Below are 19239 nucleotides of genomic sequence, written 5' to 3'. Positions count from 1 at the left end.
CCGCGCCCTGACCCGGTGACGCGCGTCATCAGGTCCAGGTCGGGGCCCGGTCACGCCTCCCCCGTCGCCAACAGCCGGACGAAGCCTTCCTCGTCCAGCACCGGCACGCCGAGCTCCTCGGCCTTGGCGGCCTTCGACCCGGCGTTGGCGCCGACGACGACGTAGTCGGTCTTCTTGCTCACCGACCCCGACGCCTTGCCCCCGCGGGAGATGATCGCCTCCTTCGACTCGTCCCGGGAGAAGCCCTCCAACGAGCCGGTCACGACCACCGTCATCCCCTCGAGGGTCCGCTCGACCGACGCGTCGCGCTCGTCGGCCATCCGCACCCCGTCGGCAGCCCAGCGCTCCACGATCTCGCGGTGCCAGTCGACCTCGAACCACGCGAGCACCGACTCCGCGATAATCTGCCCGACGCCCTCGGTCGCCGCCAGCTCCTCCACGCTCGCCGCGCGGATGGCCTCCATGGACCCGAACTCGGTCGCCAGGGCACGGGCCGCGGTGGGCCCGACGTGCCGGATCGACAACGCCACGATGACGCGCCACAAGGGCTGACCCTTGGCCTGCTGCAGGTTGTCGACGAGCTTGGCGCCGTTGGCCGACAGCACCCGCCCCGCCACCACCGACTCCTCGGGGTCGGTCTTCTTCGCCGCTCGCGTGTAGAGCGGGACCCGGGCGATGTCGTCGGCGGTGAGGGAGAAGAGGGTCGACTCGTTGGTCAGCACGCCGGCGTCCAGCAGGGCGCCCACCCCTTCCCCGCCGAGCGCCTCGATGTCGAAGGCACCGCGGTTGGCCAGGCTGAAGAGCCGCTCGCGCAGCTGCGCCGGGCACGCCTTGCTGTTGGGGCAGCGGATATCCTTGTCGCCCTCCTTCTGCTCGGCCAGCTGGGTGCCGCACGAGGGGCAGTGCGTCGGCATGACGAAGGCCCGCTCGGTGCCGTCGCGCAGGTCGGCGACCGGGCCGAGGATCTCGGGGATGACGTCGCCCGCCTTGCGCAGCACGATCGTGTCGCCGATGAGCACCCCCTTGCGCGTCACCTCGTACTGGTTGTGCAGGGTGGCGCGCTCGACCGTCGACCCCGCGACGAGCACCGGCTCCATGACACCGTATGGCGTGACGCGGCCCGTGCGACCGACGTCCACCCGGATGTCAAGGAGTCTGGTGGTCACCTCCTCGGGCGGGTACTTGTAGGCGATCGCCCAGCGCGGCGCGCGCGACGTGGACCCCAGCTGACGCTGCACCGACACCTCGTCCACCTTGACCACGACGCCGTCCAGCTCGTGCTCGACGTCGTGCCGGTGCTCGCCGTAGTAGGTGACGAAATCCTGCACCTCCTGGCGCGTCGCCAGCACCTTCGCCCGCTCGCTGACCGGCATCCCCCAGGCTGCGAGCACTGCATAGGCCTGGCTCTGCTCAGTAATGTCGAAGCCGGTGCGCGCGCCGATGCCGTGCACGAGCATCCGCAGGGGGCGACTGGCCGAGACCCGCGGGTCCTTCTGCCGCAGCGACCCCGCGGCGGAGTTGCGGGGGTTGGCGAACGGCGCCTTGCCCGCCTCGACGAGGGAGGCGTTGAGCTCGGTGAAGCCCTCGATCGGGAAGAACACCTCGCCGCGGATCTCCACCAGCTCGGGGATCGGGACGGCCTCGCCCTCCGGCTGCTCGGCGGGCGGCGTCAGCCGGTGCGGCACGCCCTCGATGGTGCGGACGTTGAGCGTGACGTCCTCCCCCGTCCGCCCGTCACCACGGGTGAGGGCCTGGGTGAGGCGCCCGCCCTCGTAGAGCAGGTTGACCGCCAGCCCGTCGATCTTGAGCTCGCAGAGGTAATGGACCTCGGCGCCCCCGGACTCGCGCTCGACCCGGTCGAACCACTCGTCCAGCTCCTGCGCAGAGAAGGCGTTGTCGAGGCTGAGCATCCGCTCGCGGTGGTCGACCGCGGTGAACTCGGTGGAGAAGGTGCCGCCGACCTGCTGCGTCGGGCTCTCCGGGGTGCGTAGCGCAGGGTGCTCGTCCTCCAGCGCCTCCAGCTCGCGCAGCAGCGCGTCGAACTCCCCGTCGCTGACGGTCGGCGCATCGCGGACGTAGTAGGCGAACTGGTGGCCGTGGATCTGCTCGACCAGCTCGACCCAGGCGCGCTTGGCCTCCTCGGGCGGCTCGGCCTGCGCGGCGGGCGCCGAGGAGCTGTCGGGGGACGACGAAGGGCTGGTGTCGGTCACGTGCTCATTGTGCTGCACGCCACCGACACCAGCCCCTCGCGCTGGGTCAGTCCCCGCTCAGCGGGTGGCCTTGAAGTAGGCGGTCGACTCCTTCTTCCACAGGAGGAAGACGATCGCGGCGGCGAGCAGCGCGCCCACGACCGAGAGGATGAGATTCAGGGCACCGCCCGTGGCGGCCCCCGGAAGCATGCTGGTACCGACCAGAGCGAGCACCGTCGTGAGGACGTTGATGACGCCCAGGATGGTGGCGATGATGCGCGCCCAGCCCTTGCCCTTGCCGTTGAAGTAGCCGAGCAAGAACCAGATGCCGGCAATGATGACGCTGCTGACCAGCCCGGTGATGAGGCCGGCCTGCATCGCGGCGTCGACCTCGGCCGAGCTGGCGCTCATGCCTGCAGCCTCGAGCTGCTCCTCGATCTGGGTGCGGACCGCGTCGGTCCCGCCCACGGCGAAGGCCAGGATGGCCGAGAGGATCGACAGCGCACCACCGGCATACATCAGCTTCTCGGCGAGGCTGACCGGCTGCGGCTTCGCGACGGTGCCCGCCGGGGCGTGACCCGCGGCGTCATAGCTGGGCGCCGACTGGTAGCCGCCGTCCTGCTGCGGAGCGTTAGGGTCCTGGTTGTACGGGTCCTGGTGGCCCGGGTTCTGCGACATGACTCCCCTTCCGTGAGCGTGCCGTGCGCACGCGTGACGCGACTAACCTACCGGGACGGGTGGGGTTCATGCGACAGCCTGCTCGGCGAGCCTGAGAGCACCCTGAGCGGCTGCGCGGGTCACCCGGAGCGCCTCTGCGGGGGTCGACGACGCCAGACCGCACGGTGGGGTGAGGCCCACGTCCGCGAGCGCGGCGGCAGGCAGCCCGACCTCCCGCCACCTGCGCAGCAGCGGCTCGAGGGGGTCGCCGGCGCTGAGGTCGAGCCCCGCCCACAGCGCCACCCCGGCCTCGACGGCTGCCGCGACCTCCTCGAACCGCCCCCGGTCCAGCCAGGTCATGTCGAGGGCGAGGAAGCCCGCGCCCGCCTCGCGCAGCAGGGCGACCGGCGGCTCCCCCGCACAGGTGTGGACACCGCATACCCGGGCGGTGGTCTGTGCGAGCACCTGCCGCAGCGTCGCGACGACCTCACCGCTCGCGGGTGTCCGCAGCACGCGGTAGCCCGACTCGGACCGGATCCTGCCCAGGAGCACGGCGGTGACCGACGGCTCGTCGACCTGGAGCAGCAGCTCGGCCCCGGGCACGAGGGACTGCACCTTCGCGAGGTATGCCGTCACCCCCTCCGCGAGCGAGTCCGCCACGTCCCGTGTCGCGCCGGGGTCGTCGAGCACCCGGTCGCCCAGGGGACGCCAGAGCGAGGCCGCCACGGTCCAGGGGCCGGCGACCTGCACCTTGAGCGGACCGGCATACCCGTCGAAGGCCTCGGCCAGCTCGTCGAGGTCCTGGCTGAGCAGCGAGGCCGCCCGCTCGGCGTCCCGGCCGGGCCGGTCGACGAGCCGCCACCCCTGCGGCTGGAGGTCGACCGGGAGGTCGACGAGGAGGCGCGCCGCGCGGCCCACGATGTCGGCGCCGGGGCCGCGGGCCGGCAGCTCGGGGAGGTAGGGAATGGCGCGCACGCCCTCGGGCGCGTCGGTCAGCTCGTCGCGGACCGCTCGCAGCGCCTCCCGCACGTCGGTGCCGGGCCAGGAGCCGATGCCGGTGACGTCTACCACGGCGCCACCCTAGGCGACTCAGGCGATGACGCTGACCACGACGGCGAGGACGACGGTGTTGAAGACGAAGGCGACCAGGCCGTGCACGATCGCGGTGCGCCGGACCTGCGAGGTGTGCAGGTCGACGTCGGTGGTGCCGAAGGTCGAGGAGACCGCGACGGCGAGGTAGAGGTAGTCGGACAGCGGGCGGGTGACGTCGCGGACCTCGTCGGGGAAGCCCAGCGCCTCCCCACCGCTCTGCAGGTCCTCGGCGAGGTAGGCGGTGGTGAAGGAGATGAGCACCGTCAGCCAGGCGACCACGACGAGGAGCACGGCCAGCGCCGCCCGCGTCGAGCCGGAGAAGGCCGACACCCCGGGCAACGACCCGGGCAGCCACAGGACGGTCACGGCCAGCGCCGTCAGCCCCACGAAGATCGACAGCCCCGGCCCGGGGGCCGTCCCCGAGACGTAGCGCTGCACCCAGGTCCCGCGGTCCTGGGCCCGGGCCCAGCGCACGACCTCCTGCTGGCTCGCGAGGAGGAAGACGGCCACCGTGAGGGCGGTGTAGAGGGCGAAGTAGCAGATGAGGACGACGACGACCACGTCGAAGGTCGCGGCCTCGGTGCCCGGTCCGGCCGTCCCGAGCGCGCGGGCCAGCACGACGGCGAGGACGACCGCGACGACGGCGACCGCCAGGCTGCGGCGGACCTCAGGGAGCCACCAGGTGGCCTTCGTCAGCTGGCGCATCAGGCCCTCCCGGTGCTGGCGATGGTAGCCGACCCGACGACCCGCGTGCCGTCGTAGAGCACGACGGACTGCCCGGACGCCACCCCCCTGATCCGCTCGGCGAGCCGCACCGTGACGCGCTCCGGTATGCCGTCGCCCCCGTCGGCCTCGACACTCACCTGCGCCGGGTACTCCGCCCCGTGCGCGCGGATCTGGGCGCCGAGGTGCAGCTCACCCGTCGGCGCCGGGCCGCACCACCGCAGGTGGTCACCGGTGATGACGTCCACGCCCAGCAGCTCCTCGGGCCCGACGACGACGATGTTGGAGCGCGTGTCGGTGGAGACGACATACCTCGGTCTGCCGTCGGCCGCAGGGACCTTGAGCCCGAGCCCGCGACGCTGGCCGACGGTGTAGCCGTGCGCGCCGTCGTGCTGCCCGACGACCTCCCCGTCGGCGTCGACGATCGGGCCCGCCTCGGAGCCGAGCTGCCGGGCGAGGTAACCGCGGGTGTCGCCGTCGGCGATGAAGCAGATGTCGTGGGAGTCCGGCTTCTTGGCCACCGAGAACCCTCGCTGCCGCGCCTCCTCCCGGATCTGCGGCTTGGTCGTGTCACCGAGCGGGAAGAAGCTGCGGGCGAGCTGGTCGGCGTCGAGCACGCCGAGGACGTAGGACTGGTCCTTGGCCATGTCGACCGCTCGGTGCAGCTCGCGTCGAACCCCTTGCGGCGCAGCAGGATCAGGGACCTCCTCGATCTGCGCGTAGTGGCCGGTGGCGACCGCGTCGAAGCCGAGGGCGAGCGCCTTGTCGAGCAGCGCGGCGAACTTGATCTTCTCGTTGCAGCGCAGGCACGGGTTGGGGGTGCGGCCGGCGGCATACTCCGCGGCGAAGTCCTCGACGACGTCCTCGCGGAAGCGCTCGGCCATGTCCCAGACGTAGAACGGGATGCCGAGCCGGTCGGCGACCCGCCGCGCATCTCCGGCGTCCTCGATCGTGCAGCAGCCGCGGGCCGACTCGCGCAGGGTGGCGGCGGACTGTGCCAGAGCGAGGTGGACGCCGACGACCTCGTGGCCGGCCTCGAGCATGCGGGAGGCGGCGACGGCGGAGTCGACCCCGCCGCTCATCGCGGCGACGACGCGCATCAGGCGCTCCTGGTGTGATCGGCGGTGGCGCGCGGGGCGGTCGCGCGCGGTCTCGCGGCGGCGGCGTGCGCGCGGCGGGCGCGCTCCAGGGCGGGCGGCAGGGCGGTGAGGAAGGCGTCGACGTCGGCACGCGAGGAGCCGTGGCCGAGGGTGAGCCGCAGGGCGCCCCTCGCCTGCTCCTCGGGCACCCCCATGGCGAGCAGGACGTGACTCGGCCGCGGCACGCCGGCCTGGCACGCGGAGCCGGTGGAGCAGGCGACCCCGGCCGCGTCGAGGAGGTAGAGCAGCGAGTCGCCCTCGCAGTCGGCCACCCTCAGGTGGGCGTTTCCCGCGAGCCGGCTCGTGGTGTCGCCGGGGGTCCACGGGCCCGAGACGGTGATCCCCGCGTCGAGGGCGAGCGCGCCGGTGATGAGCGCGTCCCGCAGCTCGCCGAGGTATGCCGCGTGGCTGGCCTGGTGCTGCGCCGCGTGGGAGATCGCGACCGCCAGCCCGGCGATGGCGGGGGTGTCGAGCGTGCCTGAGCGCAGGCCCCGCTCCTGCCCGCCGCCGTGGGTGAGCGGCACGGGGGTCTGGTCGCGGCCGGCCGTCAGCACGCCGACGCCGATCGGGCCACCGATCTTGTGCCCGGTGACGACGCCGAGGTCGACCGTGGAGAGGTCCAGCGGCGCCTGGCCGAGCGCCTGGACCGCGTCGGAGTGGAAGGGCACGCCGTGCTCGCGGGCGAGGGCGGCCAGCGCGGGGATCGGGGCGATGGTGCCGACCTCGTTGTTGGCCCACATCACGCTGACCACGGCGGCGGTCTGCGGGCCGCCGTTTGCGGCCAGGGCCTCCGCGAGCGCGTCCTCGCCGATCAGGCCGTCGGCGTCCGGCTCGACCCAGGTGACGCGTGCCCCCTCGTGGGCGACGAGGTGCTCGACGGGGTCGAGGACGGCATGGTGCTCGGTGCCGGCGACGACGAGGCGGTCGCGCGCGGGGTCGCCCGCCCGGCGCGCGGCATACGTCCCCTTGATCGCGAGGTTGTCGCCCTCGGTGCCGCCGGAGGTGAAGATGACCTCCGAGGGCCGCACCCCCAGCGCCTGAGCGACCTGCTCGCGCGACTCCTCGACGACGCGTCGTGCGCGTCGGCCGGGGTCGTGCAGGGAGCTGGCGTTGCCGGTGTGCCGCATCTCGCGCGTCACGGCCCCGATCACCTCGTCCCGCACCGGCGTGGTCGCGGCGTGGTCGAGGTAGACGCGTGGTGAGGGAGAAGTCATGACGGTTCCCCAGTCTACGAGCGCGGCAGCGCGGACCAGACCCAGGCGCGGGTCGGCCTACCCTGGCCGTCCGAGCTACACGTCCGGCGGGCGAGCACCGTGGCGGTGTGGGGAGAACCTGAGGAGTCGGGACGCTCCGACGAAACGGTCCGCCGCTCGGGAGACAGGTAGGGACATGAACGGAAGCGACGACGACTTCGAGCGGTTGTTTCGCAGCAGCTATGCCGAGCTGGTGCGGTTCGCCGCGCGGCGCGGCGATCTGGGACGCGCCGAGGACGTCGCGGCCGAGGCCTTCACCGTGGCCTGGCGCAGGCGCGAGGACCTCCCGACGCGGCCGGGCGACGCCCGGGCCTGGATCTTCGGGATCGCTCGGCGGCTCCTGCTCGCCCAGCGCCGGACCACTGCCGACACCGCGGCCCTGCGGATCCGCTTGGCGTCCGAACCTGCTGAGCACGCACCCGGTCCCGAGGACGGGGTCCTCGCCCGGTCCGAGCTCGCCCGGGCGTGGGAGCGGCTCACCGCGATCCACCAGGAGACGCTCGCCCTGACCGTGCTCGACGGCATGACGAGCACCCAGGCTGCCCGGGTGCTCGACATCTCCCCCGTCGCTTACCGCCTCCGGCTCATGCGGGCGCGGCGCTGCCTGGCCGCCCATCTGTCCAGCCAGCCAGCCGGTGCTCCGGCGCCCGCCGGCGAGATCTGCACGAGCGAAGGAGCCTGACATGCGCATCGACCACGAGCTGAGACTGCTCGACCCCGGCCACAGGATCCCCGACGACATCGTCGACGGGGACCGGGCGCGCGCCGCCTGGCAGCAGTTGCACGCCGCAGACACGGACGCGACGCCCTCTCCCTCGGACTCGACGTCGCGCCCGCGCGCCACGCGCTGGCTCGTGCCGGCCGCCGTCGCGGCGGGAGCGCTCGTGGCGCTGAACCTCGTCATGCCGGGGAACGACGCATATGCCGGATGGACGGCCTACCCCACCGGCGTGTCAGCTGCCCAGGACGGTCCAGGGGCTGCGGACTGCTCCCGCATGATGAACGCCACCACCCCTGGAGGCCCAGGCGCCAGCGGCGACCCGTTCCAGACGGTCCTCGTGGAGGAGCGCGGGGTCTACACGTTGGCGATCGGTCGCAGCGAGGGTGGCCGCCTCGCCGAGTGTCTCGTCCAGACGTCGGGCCGCGGACAGGGCGCAGGCAGCTCATCGCACACGGCGACGGAGGGCGACCCCGACGCCGACGCCCTGACAGTCGAGATCTACTCAACGTCCTCCTACGTGCCCGGGGATCCGCGACCCGGCGAGTCTGAGGACGCACACTCGATCGTCGCGGGGCTCGTCGGGGCCGACGTCGAAGCCGTCGTCGTCAACACTCCTCAGCACGGCCCGGTGCAGGCCAGCGTGGTGGACGGACACGTCGCCGCCTGGTGGCCGTGGGAACTGACGCCACCAGAGCCTGCCTACCCGGACCTGACCTTCGACATCGAACTGGACGACGGCACGGTGCGCACCGGCATACCCCTGGCCGAGGTGGACGCACGTCCGGAGGAGAGCCGCGACTAGCCCCCTGACAACGCCGGGTGGCCCTGGTCGGTCCGCGATCTCAGGGATCGGCGGACCATCCAGGGCCACCCGGTGCGTCCGGCTCAGCCCTGGTGCTCCTGCACCTTCTCGGTCGCCTGCGGGAGGACGGTGAACAGGTCACCGACGACGCCGTAGTCGACGAGCTCGAAGATCGGCGCCTCGGCGTCCTTGTTGACCGCGACGATCGTCTTGGACGTCTGCATGCCGGCGCGATGCTGGATGGCGCCGGAGATGCCGGCCGCGACATACAGCTGCGGGCTCACCGAGACCCCGGTCTGGCCGACCTGGTGGGAATGGGGGTACCACCCGGCGTCCACCGCGGCACGCGAGGCGCCGACGGCCGCGCCGAGGGCGTCGGCGAAGGCCTCGACCGGGCCGAAGTCACCGCCGGTGCCCCGCCCGCCGGAGACAACGATCGCGGCCTCGGCCAGGGAGGGTCGACCCGACTTCTCCTTCGCCGTGCGGGCGGTCACCCGGGCGGCCCGGGCGGCCTCGGAGATCTCCACCGAGACGGCCTCCTCGACCGGGGTCGCGGCCGACTCCTCGACGCCGATGCTGTTGGGCTTGACGGTGACGATGGGGGTCCCGGTGCCGACCTGGGAGGTGACGGTGTAGTTGCCGGCGAACACGGACTGCGTGGTGGTGACACCACCCTCACCCGCCTGCACGTCGACGGCGTCGGTGACCAGCCCGGAGGAGGTCTTGATGGCCAGTCGCCCGGCGATCTCCTTGCCGTCGTTGGTGGAGGCGATGAGCACGGCCGCGGGCGAGACCCGACCGACGAGGTCGGCGAGCAGCTCGGCGACCGGCGCGACGAGGTGGTCGGTGTAGACGGCGTCCTCGGCGAGGTAGACCTTCGCCGCGCCGTGACGCCCGAGCTCCTCCTTGGCGGCCGCATACCCCTGCCCGACGAAGACGGCCGAGGGCTCACCGAGCCGACGGGCGGCGGTCAGCATCTCGGCGGTGGTCTTGCGGACGTCGCCGTCGACGTGGTCGACCAGGACGAGGACTTCACTCATGTGCGATGACTCCTTGGTATGTCGTGTCTGGTCGGGTCAGGCGAGCCGACGGTCGGCGAGGAACTGCGCAAGCGCGGCACCGCCCTCACCCTCGTCGGTGACGACCTCGCCGGCCTCGCGCGGCGGGCGGGCCTGGGTGTCGGTGACCGTGGTCCACGCGGCACCGAGGCCGACCTGGGAGGCATCGACGCCGAGGTCGGCCAGGCTCCAGGTCTCGACCGGCTTCTTCTTGGCCGCCATGATCCCCTTGAATGAGGGGTAGCGCGGCTCGTTGATCTGGTCGGTCACCGAGACGACGGCCGGCAGGCTGGCCTCGACGGTCTCGGAGAAGGACTCGTTGTCGCGGCGGATGGTCACCGTGCCGCCCTCGACGGTGAGCTCGGAGGCGAAGGTCACCTGCGGCAGCCCGAGGCGCTCGGCCAGCATGGCCGGCACGACGGACATGACGCCGTCGGTGGAGGCCAGACCGGTGATCACCAGGTCGACCTCGCCGCACTTCTTGATGGCCTCGGCCAGCACGAGCGAGGTCGCGGCCGAGTCGGAGCCGGCGATCGCGTCGTCGAGGACGTGGACACCCTTGTGGGCCCCCATCTGCAGGCTCTTCTTGATCGCGGTGGCGGCGTCGTCCGGGCCCATGGTGAGGACCGTGACCTCACCCTCGCCCGCCTCGACGATCTTCAGCGCCTCCTCGACGGCATACTCGTCCAGCTCGGAGAGCAGGCCGTCCACGCCCTCACGGTCGGTGGTGTGGTCGGACTCGAAGCCGCGGTCGCCCTGGGCGTCCGGCACGTACTTCACACAGACGACGATGTTCACTGCTCACGTCCTCGTGGTTGTGGGTGGTCGTTGGTGCCATCTTGACACTTGACGAGTGCGTCAAGCCAACCGGGAGGTCAGCCGAAGAGCGTCGGCACCCAGGCGAGGAGCACGAGGCCCACGGTGAGCAGCGGGTAGAGCCAGACGGTGACCCGCCGTGTGACCGAGCTGCGGCGGGGCGCCTCCCCCGGGCCGGTGATCTCGTCGGGCTCCTCGTCCCGGAGGGCGAGCAGGCTGGAGGTCGCGAGGGCCACGACACCCAGCGCGGCGACGGGGAGCACCGGCAGCGGCGCCAGCTCGGCAGCCAGCGCGAGCTGGGCGACCACGAGGGCGACGAGGATGAGCACCGACCCCGCCCACGCCACGAGCGGGCGCTCGACGACGACCCGCAGCACGGCCGCCGGTCGCACGAGGAGGACCACGACGCCGAGGCCGAGGAGTCCGAGGCTGACCAGATCACCCGCGGTCACCCAGGTCACGGTGTCCTCGGCCAGCCACGCCATAGCGGCGCGGTGCACCAGGAGCATCCCGGCGAGGCCCAGCACGAGGTAGAGCACCGTGCGGGTGCCCACTCGTCCTGCGGCGCCGGCGGGCAGCGCCCGGGCGTAGTCGACCGGGTCGCCGAAGGCTTCGGCCGCTCCCTCGCCGGACTCGCGCACGTGGCTCTCGACGGTCGCGAGGTGGTCGCCGATCCGGTCCGGGGCCACGCCCCGGAGGTTCTGCTCGGTGACGAAGGACCGCACCCACGCGCGGTCGACGTGCGGGGCGAGCCGCTCCGGCCCGCCGAGATGGTCGTTCTTCGCGCCCATGGTCATCGCTCGCTTCCTCGTACGGCGAGCGCGTCGTCGACGAGCCCCCGCGTGGTGATGGTGAAGTCGACCCAGCGAGCAGCCTGCTCCTGGGCCTGGATCCGCCCCTGTCCGGTCAGGGCGAAGAACTTGCGCCCCGGCCCGCCCTCGCCCGGACGCCACTCGACCACGACGTAGCCGGCCTCCTCGAGACGGGTGAGCAGCGGGTAGAGGGTGCCCCCCTTGACCGTGCCCAGCCCGGCCTCCTCGAGGCGCCGGGTGATCGCGTAGCCGTAGCTGGGGCCGTCGAGCAGGATGCGCAGCACGCATACCCCGAGCACGCCGCGCAGCCACTCGCTGGGCCACTGTTCTGAATCCACCACTAGATTGTGCATCTGACTAGTCAGGCGTGTCAACTAGTCAGGGAAACGCACGTCGGGCGAATGCTCGGCCTGCGGGGAGGATCCGTGCACGCGCATCCATCCTCCCCACGAAACCGGCCTCCTCCGGGGAGGATCCGTGCACCCGCCCCCATCCTCCCCGCGGGCGCTGCCCGCCTCCCGACCGAGCGCCGCAGATGGTCGCCCCACGCACGACCGAGCGCCGCAGATGGTTGCAGGACAACCATCTGCGGCGCTCGGTGGTATGCCGTCGGCTCAGCGGCCGGTGAAGTCCGCCTTCCCGGGACCCTGCTCCACGAAGGAGCGCATGCCGATCTCGCGGTCCGTCGTGGCGAAGACGCCGGCGAACTGCATGGCCTCGATGGCCAGGCCGGTCTCGAGGTCGCCGTCCAGCCCGCGGTCGATGGCCTCCTTGGCCGCGCGCAGCGCGAACGCCGGGCCGCCGACGTAGCGCCGCACCATCTCCAGCGCGGTCGCGTGCGCCTCACCGGGCTCGCAGACCTGGTCGACCAGGCCCATCTCCAACGCCTCTGCGGCTTCGACCATCCGACCGGTGAAGACGAGGTCCTTGGCCTTGGACACCCCGACCAGCCGGGCCAGCCGCTGGCTCCCACCGGCACCGGGGATGACCCCGAGCAGGATCTCCGGCTGCCCGAGCTTGGCGTCGGACGCGGCGACCCGGAAGTCGGCGCAGAGCGCGAGCTCGTTGCCGGCGCCGAGGGCATACCCCTCGATCGCGGCGACGACCGGCTTGGGGATGCGCGCGACGGCGCTGAAGCACTCCTGGATGACCGGTGCGCGGCGGACCATGTCGGTGTAGGACATGTCCTGCATCTCCTTGATGTCCGCGCCGGCGGCGAAGACCTTCTCCCCGCCGTAGAGCACGACCGCAGCGACCTCGTCGTCCGCGCCGACGATCCCGGCGGCCTCGCCGAGGGCGTCCTGCACCTCGATGGAGAGCGGGTTCATCTTGGGTCGGTCGATGCGGATGGTCGCGATGCCGTCCTCGACCTCGATGCGGACGAGGTCGCTCGCGGTGGCGACCGTGCGGCTCACGCCTGTCCCTCCGGCGCACCGCCCCCGTCGGCGCCCCGCTGCTGCGCCTGGGTGCCGATGCTCAGCCACGGGCCGACCTCGGTCCCCTCGGGCGCACCCTCGGGCAGGTCGGGCTGCTCGCCGCGCTCGACCTGCGCCTTGGCGATGACGTTGCGGTGCCACAGCTGCAGCGCCTGCAGCAGGAGTCCGGTCGCGATCTGGACCTTCGCCTTCGGCGGCTCGCTGCGGGCGATGATCTGCTCGACGGCCAGCACGAGGTTGCCGCTGGCGATCCCGGCCTTGACGAGGTTGACCCCGAGCGTCACGTCGTTGCAGCCGTTGAGCCGGGTCGCCAGCTCCTCCGGCACGCTGCTCGCGATCTGCCACTGGCCGAAGACGCGCATGATGTCGAACTGCTCGCCCTCGATCACCTTGACGAAGAGCTTCTGGCCCTGCACCTCGAAGGCGACGTCGCCGGCCTTGTCCAGGTTGGGCTGCATCTGCAGGTCCTGCAGCGCGTCCAGGACGCGACCAGTGAGCGGGTGCTCCTGCGGGGGCGGGGGGAAGTTGGGCAGCGAGGTCGGATCACTCATACCCCCAACGTAACGGCTCGGCTCCCGGTGCGCGCCGTCGGCTCTCGCCCCACCGGCCGGCCCACGGGTCAGCCCTCGCGTCAGGCCTCGGGCCGGCCCACGCTCAGCCCACGGGCCGGTCCACGCTGAGGTTGCCCTTGACCGTGCTGTAGACGCGCAGCCCGTGGCGGGGCGGGGGAAGGACCGACACGAGTGGCGCGGCCAGGCGCACCTTCTCCGTCGTGCCCTCGGCGGTGCGGACGGAGAGGTCGAGGGTCGACCCGGCGGTGAGGTCGAGGAGGCGACGCGGCACGACCGCCTCCACGACGGACACACCGGGGCGCCCCTCGGGCTGCTCGACCTGGCGCGCCCGGCCGAGCTCGACCGTCGTCGTCGTGGACCCGCCGCCCCGCACGGCGAGCTCCACGACGACCGCGCGCGCGGTCCCGTCGGCCAGGGCACCGTGGATCTCGACCACGAGCCGCAGACCTCCCCGTGGCCGCCAGGCCGCCTGCACCACCCGGGCGGCGAGGAGGGGGTGGTCCACCCCGGCGCGGGCCACCCGCGACAGGGCGGCGGCGTCGCCGGCGCGCACGAGCCGGGAGCGCGTCCGGAACGGCTCGGCGAGCTGAGCCTCGAGCTCGGGCCGGATGTGCTCCTCGATGAACCTGCCGTGGGCCGCCAGGAACCTCGCGCGCCGCGCCCGGGGCATCACGCTCCACCGGGCAGGTTGGTAGAACTTCAGACACTTGCGCCGGTAGAGGTCCAGCACGATCCGGTCGGCACGATCGGGATCGGGGTCGTGGGCGCGCACCAGCCGGCTGACCTCCCCCACCGACCACGTGTAGCCGTCCGGGTCGAGGGTCTGCGAGCTGATGTTCTGGCCGTCCTCGCGGGAGATGAGGCGGTAGAAGTCGTAGCCGCCGAGGTAGGACACCCGACCGGCCAGGAGATAGGCCCGCGCGAGGAACATGCCGTCCTCCAGGCGCACCTTCTCCTCCGGGAAGGTCAGCCCCTCACGCTCCAGGAAGGAGCGTCGGAAGAGCTTCTGCGGCGTGAGGGTGCGGAAGACCGCCTCGAGGTCGGCATCGACCCGCGTGTCTCTGAAGGGCGTGGCGGCGAACCGCCCGACCCCCACCGACCGCGGCACGACGACGTCGCTGCCGTGCTCGTCGGCGAAGTCGGCGAGGCGCCGCAGCGCCTCGGGACCCATCTCGTCGTCCGCGTCGGCGAAGAAGACGTAACGACCCCGAGCCATCTCCAGACCACGGTTGCGCGGGATCCCCGGCCAGCCGCTGTTGCCCTGGTGGACCACCCGCAGCGGCGGGTGCACCGCAGCGAGCTCGTCGAGCACGCGCGGACCGTCGTCGGTCGAGCCGTCGTCGACCACGATGACCTCGTGTCTCCCGGCACCGATGTCCTGGCTGAGCAGGGAGACGAGCTGGGTCTGCAGGTAGGGCATCGCGTTGTAGACCGGGACGACCACGCTGACGCGCAGCTCCTCCCCCTGCGCCCGGACCTCGGACGTCGGCGAGGCGTCGTCGACCTCGCCCACAGCTCCACTCGTGACTCCACCCATGGGCGCCGGACCCCCTCCTGCCGTGCGCGCAGGCGACGTCTCGCGCCCGCGTCCCTCCGCAGAGTATGCCCGTTGCCCTCCTGCCGCGGGTCGCCGACGGCCACCGGGTCGTCCTGGGCCTACGCTGTGCGCTCATGCCAGCCCACCTCCGCCCTCGCCGCAGCACCGAGCGTCCGCCGCGCCTGGGCGTGACCAGCACCGACGCCGGCCCCGAGATCGCGGTGCTCGCCCGGCACGCCACAGCGGTGGAGGTCTGCCTCACGACCCCCCTCGGCGAGCGCCGCATACCCCTGACCCGCACCGCGCACGGCATCTGGTGGGATCTCGTGCCCGAGCTGGTGCCCGGCACGCGCTACGGGCTGCGGGTGCACGGGCCGTGGGACCCGGGCCAGGGCCACCGGCACAACCCCGACAAGCTGCTGCTCGACCCGTATGCCGCCGCCGTCGAGGGCGAGGTCACCTGGCGCCCGGAGGTCTACGGCCACGAGGTCGGCGAGGACGGCTGGACCGACCCGGAGACCCGTGACGGTCGCGACTCAGCGCCGCACGTTTCGCGCTCCGTCGTGGTCGACCACGGGGTCTTCGACTGGGGAGAGGACACCCTGCCCGACGTGCCGTGGAGCGACACGGTGATCTACGAGGCGCACGTCCGCGGCCTGACCATGCGCCACCCGGAGGTCCCGCCCGAGCTGCGCGGCACCTATGCCGCACTCGGGCATCCCGCGGTGCTCGACCACCTCACCGGGCTCGGCGTCACCTCCCTGGAGCTGCTGCCGCTGCACGCCTTCACCTCCGAGCCCGCGCTCGTGCGCCGCGGCCTGGGCAACTACTGGGGCTACAACTCCCTCGGCTTCTTCGCGCCGCACGCCGGGTATGCCGCAGCGAGCGACCCGCAGGCCGTCGTGGACGAGCTCAAGGGCGCGATCCGGGCGCTGCACGGCGCAGGCATCGAGGTGATCCTCGACGTGGTCTACAACCACACCGCCGAGCAGTCGTCCTGGGACGGCCCGACGCTGTCCTTCCGCGGGCTGGACAACCAGACCTACTACCGGCTCGACGACCGCGGGCGCGACATCGACGTCACCGGCTGCGGCAACACCCTGGACCTGCGCGACCCGCAGGTGGCACGGATGGTCCTGGACTCCCTGCGCTACTGGGTGGAGGAGTTCCACGTCGACGGCTTCCGCTTCGACCTCGCCCCCGCCCTGGCCCGGGGCCGCGACGACGCCTACGACCGGGAGCACGCCTTCCACGTGGCCCTGGAGAGCGACCCGGTCCTGTCCCGGGTCAAGCTCCTCGCCGAGCCCTGGGACGTCGGCGTCCACGGGTGGCGCACCGGCCAGTTCCCGGCCGTCTTCTCGGAGTGGAACGACCGTTTTCGCGACACCGCCCGCACCTTCTGGCTCGCCGACGTCGGCCGCCGTCTGCACGGGCACGCCGGCCACGGGGTCCGCGAGCTCGCCACCCGGATCGCCGGCTCCGCCGACCTCTTCGCCCACGACGGGCGTGGCCCCAACGCCTCGGTCACCCTCGTCACCGCCCACGACGGCTTCACCCTGGCCGACCTCACGGCCTACGAGGAGCGGCACAACCACGCCAACGGCGAGGACAACCGGGACGGCCACGCTGACAACCGCTCGTGGAACCACGGCCACGAGGGCCCGACCGATGACCCCGACGTCCTGCGCCACCGCCGCCGCTCGATGCGCAACCTGCTCGGCACGCTGCTGCTGCTCCCGGGCGTCCCGATGCTCGTCGCCGGCGACGAGCTGGGCCGCACCCAGCAGGGCAACAACAACGCCTACTGCCAGGACTCCGAGCTGACCTGGGTGGACTGGGAGCTGGCGCCGTGGCAGTCCGCGCTGCTCGAGGACACCCGGGCGCTGCTGGCCCTGCGCCGTGAGCTGGCGCTGCTGCGCGGGCCGGAGTTCCCCTCCTTCGACGCCGTCCCCGGACGCACCCGCCTGCGGTGGTATGCCGAGGACGGGCACCTCCTCGCCGAGCACCAGTGGGACGACCCGCACCGCAGCACCCTCGTCGCGGTCCTCGACACCCTCCACCACGAGGACCGCCGCGCCGTGGCGCTGCTCCTGCACGCCGGCACCGACCGGTCCACGCTGCGCCTTCCCCCGACGGAGGGGGTCGAGGGCTGGCGGGTGCGCTTCAGCAGCGAGGCCGGCCGCGAGGTCGGCCAGCACGTGGCGGACGGCGGGTCGCTCGATGCCGGTGCGACGAGCCTGACGGTGCTCACCGCGGTCCTCTCCGGGACGGCGGACGAGCGCCCGTCGACGCACGTGGTTTCCGACGCGGAAGCCCGGTAGGTTTGTGCGGGTGACCGAGCACTCGACCACGCCCGACTCGTCCGCCTCGACGTCCAGCCGCGCCATGCCGTCCTCCATCGACCGCTCGGCCCTGGCCGCGTTCGGCCAGGAGCCGCTCGGGCGCATCCCCGTCCTCGACGTCGAGCCGGTCGTCGACGGAGGCCGGCGTCCCACCAAGTCCGTCGTCGGTGAGGTCTTCACCGTGAGCGCCACGGTCTTCCGGGAGGGGCACGACGCGGTCAACGCCACGGTCGTGCTCGTCGACCCCGACGGGGCGGAGCGCCACGTCCCGATGACGTGCACCAACCCCGGTCTGTCGCACTGGGAGGCCCAGGTCCACGCCGACCGCGAGGGCGTCTGGAGCTTCCGCGTCGAGGGCTGGTCGGACCCCTACGCCACCTGGGAGCACGACGGCACGATCAAGGTCGAGGCCGGGGTGGACGTCGAGCTCATGCTCGAGGAGGGCGCCCGCGTTCTGGAGCGGGCGGTGGACACCGGTGACCACGACGGCGCCGACCGCGAGATCCTCGAGGAGGCCGCGGCCACCCTGCGGCGCAGCGCGCTGCCGGTCCCGGAGCGGCTGCACGCCGGCACCTCGCCGCGGGTCGAGGACGTCCTGACCCGCACCCCGCTGCGCGAGCTGGTCAGCTCCTCCCCGGCCTGCACCTGGCTGGTCGAGCGACGCCTGGCCCTCACCGGCGCGTGGTACGAGATCTTCCCCCGGTCCGAGGGCGCGACCCAGGACCCCGACACCGGGCTCTGGACGAGCGGCACCTTCGCGTCGGCGCAGGAGCGGCTGCCCGCGATCGCGCAGATGGGCTTCGACGTCGTCTACCTCACCCCCGTCCACCCCATCGGTCGCACCAACCGCAAGGGTCGCAACAACAGCCTCGACGCCGGCGAGCACGACCCGGGCTCCCCCTACGCCATCGGCGCCGCCGAGGGTGGCCACGACGCCCTGCACCCCGACCTGGGCGACTTCGACGACTTCGACGCCTTCGTCTCCCGCGCGGGCGACCTCGGCATGGAGGTCGCGATGGACATCGCCCTCCAGGCCTCGCCCGACCACCCCTGGGCCCGCGAGCACCCGGAGTTCTTCCAGATCCGCGCCGACGGCTCGATCGCCTACGCCGAGAACCCCCCGAAGAAGTACCAGGACATCTACCCCGTCTTCTTCGACAACACCCCCGACGCGGTGTATGCCGAGATCCGCCGGGTGGTGCAGGTGTGGATCGACCACGGCGTCCGGATCTTCCGGGTCGACAACCCGCATACCAAGCCGGTGAACTTCTGGCAGTGGCTCATCGCCGACGTCGCGCAGGACCACCCGGACGTCATCTGGCTCGCCGAGGCCTTCACCAAGCCGATGATGATGCGCACGCTGGCCAAGGTCGGCTTCCAGCAGTCCTACACCTACTACGCCTGGCGCAGTACCGCCGCCGAGCTGCGCGACTACGTCACCGAGCTCGCGACCGAGACCGCCGCCTACATGCGCCCCTCGTTCTGGCCCACGACGCACGACATCCTCACGCCCTACATGAGCAACGGCGGGGTGACCGCCCACCTCGTGCGATCGGCCCTCGCCGCCACCCTGGTGCCGACCTACGGCATCTACGCCGGCTACGAGCACGTCGAGGACGTCCCCCGCCCGGGCGCCGAGGAGCACGTCGACAACGAGAAGTACGAGTTCAAGAACCGTCGCTGGCAGGAGCCCGCGGACGGCCGCCCCGACCTCACCGGCTGGCTGACGATGCTCAACCGGGTCCGGGCCGAGCACCCGAGCCTGCACTGGCTGCGCAACGTCACCTTCCACCAGGCCGAGGACGAGAACGTCCTCGTCTTCTCCAAGCACGGCGGCGGCGCGGGTGACGGCTCGGAGCAGGACACCGTGCTCGTCGTCGCCAACCTCGACCCCTACTCCGTCCGCGGCAGCCGCCTGCACCTCGACCTGCCCGCGCTCGGGCTGTCCTGGGGCGACCGCTTCACCGCGCACGACCTCGTCACCGGCGCCACCTGGCACTGGGACGACGCCCCTTACGTCGAGCTCGGGCCCGGCTACGGCCACGAGCCGGTCCACATCATCCACGTCACCACGGCCTGAGAAGGAGCAC

17 protein-coding genes are annotated in these 19239 nt (G+C 72.5%); 4 read left to right on the top strand and 13 right to left on the bottom strand.

Going from position 1 to position 19239, the window contains the following annotated elements; genetic code table 11:
- Positions 1 to 50: 50 nt before the first annotated feature.
- From ligA to FA582_RS03725, 6 genes are all read right to left on the bottom strand, one after another.
- Entirely contained in the window at positions 51 to 2210 is a 2160-nt protein-coding gene (gene ligA, locus FA582_RS03750) for an NAD-dependent DNA ligase LigA (RefSeq protein WP_033229422.1), read from the bottom strand.
- Between the two features lie 57 nt (positions 2211 to 2267).
- Positions 2268 to 2867, bottom strand: coding sequence for a hypothetical protein (locus tag FA582_RS03745; RefSeq protein WP_010149091.1), 600 nt, complete (start codon positions 2865 to 2867; stop codon positions 2268 to 2270).
- 66 nt (positions 2868 to 2933) lie between these two features.
- The gene (locus FA582_RS03740; RefSeq protein ID WP_010149092.1) at positions 2934 to 3917 is read right to left on the bottom strand and encodes a uroporphyrinogen decarboxylase/cobalamine-independent methonine synthase family protein; all 984 of its coding nucleotides are present in this window, start codon (positions 3915 to 3917) and stop codon (positions 2934 to 2936) included.
- 18 nt (positions 3918 to 3935) lie between these two features.
- Entirely contained in the window at positions 3936 to 4643 is a 708-nt protein-coding gene (locus FA582_RS03735) for a DUF1345 domain-containing protein (protein ID WP_010149093.1), read from the bottom strand.
- A complete protein-coding gene (gene mnmA, locus FA582_RS03730; protein WP_010149094.1) occupies positions 4643 to 5761 on the bottom strand; it encodes a tRNA 2-thiouridine(34) synthase MnmA in 1119 nt (372 codons plus the stop codon). The genes FA582_RS03735 and mnmA overlap by 1 nt, the downstream gene beginning before the upstream one ends.
- On the bottom strand, positions 5761 to 7014 hold the full coding sequence (locus FA582_RS03725) for a cysteine desulfurase family protein (RefSeq protein ID WP_010149095.1): 1254 nt from the start codon (positions 7012 to 7014) through the stop codon (positions 5761 to 5763). Before FA582_RS03725 ends, mnmA begins: the two co-directional genes overlap by 1 nt.
- A 175-nt stretch (positions 7015 to 7189) precedes the next feature.
- Between FA582_RS03725 and FA582_RS03720 the strand changes: the two genes are divergently transcribed.
- Positions 7190 to 7735: an RNA polymerase sigma factor gene (locus FA582_RS03720; protein ID WP_010149096.1), complete on the top strand. Its 546-nt coding sequence runs from the start codon at positions 7190 to 7192 to the stop codon at positions 7733 to 7735.
- Position 7736: 1 nt separating this feature from the next.
- Positions 7737 to 8576, top strand: a complete 840-nt coding sequence (locus FA582_RS03715) for a hypothetical protein (protein WP_010149097.1) — start codon at positions 7737 to 7739, stop codon at positions 8574 to 8576.
- Positions 8577 to 8659: 83 nt separating this feature from the next.
- Here FA582_RS03715 and FA582_RS03710 read toward each other — a convergent pair whose 3' ends face one another.
- From FA582_RS03710 to FA582_RS03680, 7 genes are all read right to left on the bottom strand, one after another.
- A complete protein-coding gene (locus FA582_RS03710) occupies positions 8660 to 9616 on the bottom strand; it encodes an electron transfer flavoprotein subunit alpha/FixB family protein (RefSeq protein ID WP_010149098.1) in 957 nt (318 codons plus the stop codon).
- Positions 9617 to 9652: 36 nt separating this feature from the next.
- The gene (locus FA582_RS03705) at positions 9653 to 10432 is read right to left on the bottom strand and encodes an electron transfer flavoprotein subunit beta/FixA family protein (RefSeq protein ID WP_010149099.1); all 780 of its coding nucleotides are present in this window, start codon (positions 10430 to 10432) and stop codon (positions 9653 to 9655) included.
- Between the two features lie 77 nt (positions 10433 to 10509).
- Positions 10510 to 11247 carry a hypothetical protein gene (locus FA582_RS03700; protein WP_147899735.1) on the bottom strand — a complete coding sequence of 246 codons (738 nt, stop codon included), beginning with the start codon at positions 11245 to 11247 and terminating at the stop codon, positions 10510 to 10512.
- A complete protein-coding gene (locus FA582_RS03695; RefSeq protein ID WP_029541810.1) occupies positions 11244 to 11600 on the bottom strand; it encodes a PadR family transcriptional regulator in 357 nt (118 codons plus the stop codon). Before FA582_RS03695 ends, FA582_RS03700 begins: the two co-directional genes overlap by 4 nt.
- A 276-nt stretch (positions 11601 to 11876) precedes the next feature.
- Positions 11877 to 12677, bottom strand: a complete 801-nt coding sequence (locus tag FA582_RS03690; protein WP_010149104.1) for an enoyl-CoA hydratase/isomerase family protein — start codon at positions 12675 to 12677, stop codon at positions 11877 to 11879.
- A complete protein-coding gene (locus tag FA582_RS03685) occupies positions 12674 to 13249 on the bottom strand; it encodes a hypothetical protein (protein ID WP_010149105.1) in 576 nt (191 codons plus the stop codon). Before FA582_RS03685 ends, FA582_RS03690 begins: the two co-directional genes overlap by 4 nt.
- A gap of 103 nt (positions 13250 to 13352) precedes the next feature.
- Positions 13353 to 14783, bottom strand: coding sequence for a glycosyltransferase family 2 protein (locus FA582_RS03680; RefSeq protein ID WP_010149106.1), 1431 nt, complete (start codon positions 14781 to 14783; stop codon positions 13353 to 13355).
- Positions 14784 to 14941: 158 nt separating this feature from the next.
- On the opposite strand from FA582_RS03680, the gene glgX reads away from it, so the two are divergent.
- Entirely contained in the window at positions 14942 to 17128 is a 2187-nt protein-coding gene (glgX, locus tag FA582_RS03675; protein ID WP_010149107.1) for a glycogen debranching protein GlgX, read from the top strand.
- Positions 17129 to 17192: 64 nt separating this feature from the next.
- Positions 17193 to 19229, top strand: a complete 2037-nt coding sequence (locus FA582_RS03670; protein WP_051125241.1) for a maltotransferase domain-containing protein — start codon at positions 17193 to 17195, stop codon at positions 19227 to 19229.
- Positions 19230 to 19239 lie beyond the last annotated feature (10 nt).

It is taken from the genome of Serinicoccus profundi, assembly GCF_008001015.1.
Lineage (GTDB): Bacteria > Actinomycetota > Actinomycetes > Actinomycetales > Dermatophilaceae > Ornithinicoccus > Ornithinicoccus profundi.
This window is presented reverse-complemented; position numbering and strand designations above follow the sequence as displayed.